Origin of the sequence: Flavobacterium sp. Sd200 (genome assembly GCF_009826935.1) — a bacterium.
GTDB lineage: Bacteria > Bacteroidota > Bacteroidia > Flavobacteriales > Flavobacteriaceae > Flavobacterium.
Map to the genome: position 1 here is coordinate 1 of NZ_WUMN01000023.1, position 2,717 is coordinate 2,717.

General features: G+C 44.1%; 2 protein-coding genes. Both read right to left on the reverse strand.

All coding sequences use genetic code 11. From position 1 onward, the window contains the following. Positions 1–34 precede the first annotated feature (34 nt). A complete protein-coding gene (locus tag GR160_RS19185; RefSeq protein WP_160751513.1) occupies positions 35–718 on the reverse strand; it encodes a DUF421 domain-containing protein in 684 nt (227 codons plus the stop codon). Continuing rightward, positions 715–2,445: an FAD/NAD(P)-binding protein gene (locus GR160_RS19190; RefSeq protein WP_160751514.1), complete on the reverse strand. Its 1,731-nt coding sequence runs from the start codon at positions 2,443–2,445 to the stop codon at positions 715–717. The genes GR160_RS19185 and GR160_RS19190 overlap by 4 nt, the downstream gene beginning before the upstream one ends. Positions 2,446–2,717 lie beyond the last annotated feature (272 nt).

Consider the following 2,717-nt stretch of genomic DNA (forward strand, 5'->3'; position numbering starts at 1 on the left):
TTATCGAAATCAAGATAACTGGGTGTATCCATGGCTATGTAATCCTTAGTTTATCAATTGCCGGCACCCATTCTTTTTGGCCACAGCGGCTGCATTTACTGCTCTGTGCCAACTCTTCGCAATTGCCACAATTGGTGCAGGCATATATTCCTTGGTTGGTAATATCCTCTGATTTTTTATTATACAGTTTTGGCAATACAGGCAGCCCGGGCTTGACCTTGTCATCCGGATAAAAAAATATGCTGAGCTTGCCGTTGGTTTCAAGTATTGCCGTTTCGACCTGACCGATGTGCGACACACCCTCGTTTCTTAATTCTGCCAAAAACTCATCCTTTGCGAAATTATGCGATGTACGGCTTACCATAACAAACTGGCCATCTTCTATAATGTACATGGGGTCGCCTTCAACCAGGCTTTCAAAATTTTCATTTTTCCCGGCATAGTAGGTAATGATACGGTACAACACAATGATTACGGTAAAAACCAGCAATGATGGCAGTATAGGATAATCGTTACTGAGCATGGGGTCGCCGGCTGCTGAACCCAGGGCAATAATTATAGCGACCTCAAAAATCGAAAGCTGCCGTACACCTTTCTTGCCGCTTAAGCGCAAAAAAGTAAGCACCAGCAGGAACATGATTAGCGTCCGCAATCCAATCTCCAAAGATTGTTGCCAGTCCAGGCCGTTGAGGAAAATGCCTTCCCAATCAAATTTCATATGCTCATTTTTTTAGATTGTTGTTCAAGGTGTCTCGCAATACGAAGTGACGCTTCCTCACAAAAGTCAAGTCCCGAATAATCCGGGTTAAAACCGGCGATGTAAGGCACCGCCATTACAAATAACCGCTCATTACCTCTGCCGTCAGGACCCACGATTTGGAAATTATCGTTGATGCTGATTCCGGGTACTTTAAGTACGTAATACCCTTCTTCCCTTTTTACATTTTTTGTCTTATCCTTAAACAATTCCTCGCCTTTACTATCCGATCTGAAACGCAATGTTGCCGGGGTAATGACCTCGCGTGAAATCAGGCTTTTAAAAGGAAAGTCTTCAAACGAGAGGTGCGGCTGCCCCACACAATCGACAAATGTTTTAAAGGAAGCGGAACATTCTTCATTGTCTTCATCACAGTAGTGATACGTTATACCTCCGTTGTCGTTAATTTCGATATCGCTTTCCTGTCCAACCGATATAATTTCCAGCTTACCGGCATTGTGCAACGCGATCAGTTCCCGGCACGAGGTCTGCGGGACAAAAGCAATCACAACCGAAATTAACGGCATCAGCGTTTTTTGGAGCCTAAGCATATCTTCCGCCGAAAGGTACTTTGCCGGATAGTTCATTGCGAAACTCAACACCGCAAGCAGTTCTTTCCAATACACCGACTCCCGCTTTTGTATGGATTGCTCGGCTTCTACATATTCCCTGCGCAGGAGTTCAAAAGGATCTGCATTTTCACGGAAACCCATTACAAGGTCTACGAATTCTTCAATGCTGAGGTCTTTAATGCGCTTGTGAAAGTCCCTGTCTTTTTCCTTGAAAAGGTCTTTATAGTCTTTTTCAAAGATATAATCGAGCGAGAGGAAACCGTCATTTTCCTGTTTGTGCTGTTCAATTTCTTCAGGTGTCAGCAAGGAATCGTTTTGCAGGTGCGAGTCTTCCAGATGGAAACGTACCGCAGGGAGTAACCCATTTCTGGAATGCATTACCATTTTGAAACGCTTTGTACCTTTCAAGGGAATATACTGCAGCATTCCGTCGTTACCCTCCACAAATTTTCCATTGCTGCGTGCCAGGGTACGTATGGCATCTATGGCCGTCAGTGAAGAACCCCTGATGGCAACCGCATGGTTCAACTCAAGCTTTAGCTTGACCGGCGGGTAAGGGCTATCAAAATATCCCGGAACCTTGCCTTCATGTTTTTTCGGCCAGTTGTGTCCGGTACAAATAATGGCCGCATCAAAGGGCTCAACCCGCTCACCCTCGATTTCGACAAATACCTGTTGTAAGTCCGGCTTGTCAATGATATCGGTTACCGATGTACCGAGATGCAACATGACCGTAAAGCCCGCTGCACGGGCTTTATCGCACAGCAAACCAAATTGGCTCTCCAGGTACTTGCCAAAAAGCAAGCGTGGCACTACCTTATATTCGTTGAAATTCCGGGGAGTAATATGATAAGGCTGAAGCAGGGCGTTGTCCACAGTATCGACCCAATCCTGCATGGAGGTTACAATTGTTGGTATTTCATTAGCCGATACATTAGTAATGTGTTCCCTGTTCGCGCCCTCTGTGCTATACGGCATCCCGGCCCCAACCTGCGATTTACGCTCAAAAATTTCAATGGTTACATTTTTGTCTCCTGATTCGATGAGCCTTTTAAACATAAACATGCCGCTGGGACCAGCGCCCAGGATTGCAATCCTTTTATTTTCTGTTTCCATTATAGTCGTAGGTAATTTCCGTTGCACACTAAGTTAGTATGGAGACGGCCGAAAAATTTGTAATAAAATATTAAATAAACCGATGCTGCATAATTTTAATATATTCCTGCAAAATTTCACATCAATATTTATAAATTCTTTACCATTTCCGCGCTGCGCTAATCGCTACATTAGATTTCTTAACTGTCGATTATGGAAACCATTACTGTAGAAGCACCTATTGCACCTGCTAACAGAAATACCAAAAAGTTATACCACTACCAGGAATCAGA

Bases quoted from the DNA above. Each gene is read 5' to 3' on its own strand.
- GR160_RS19185 (WP_160751513.1), bottom strand. From the start codon at position 718: ATGAAATTTGATTGGGAAGGCATTTTCCTCAACGGCCTGGACTGGCAA.
- GR160_RS19190 (WP_160751514.1), bottom strand. From the start codon at position 2,445: ATGGAAACAGAAAATAAAAGGATTGCAATCCTGGGCGCTGGTCCCAGC.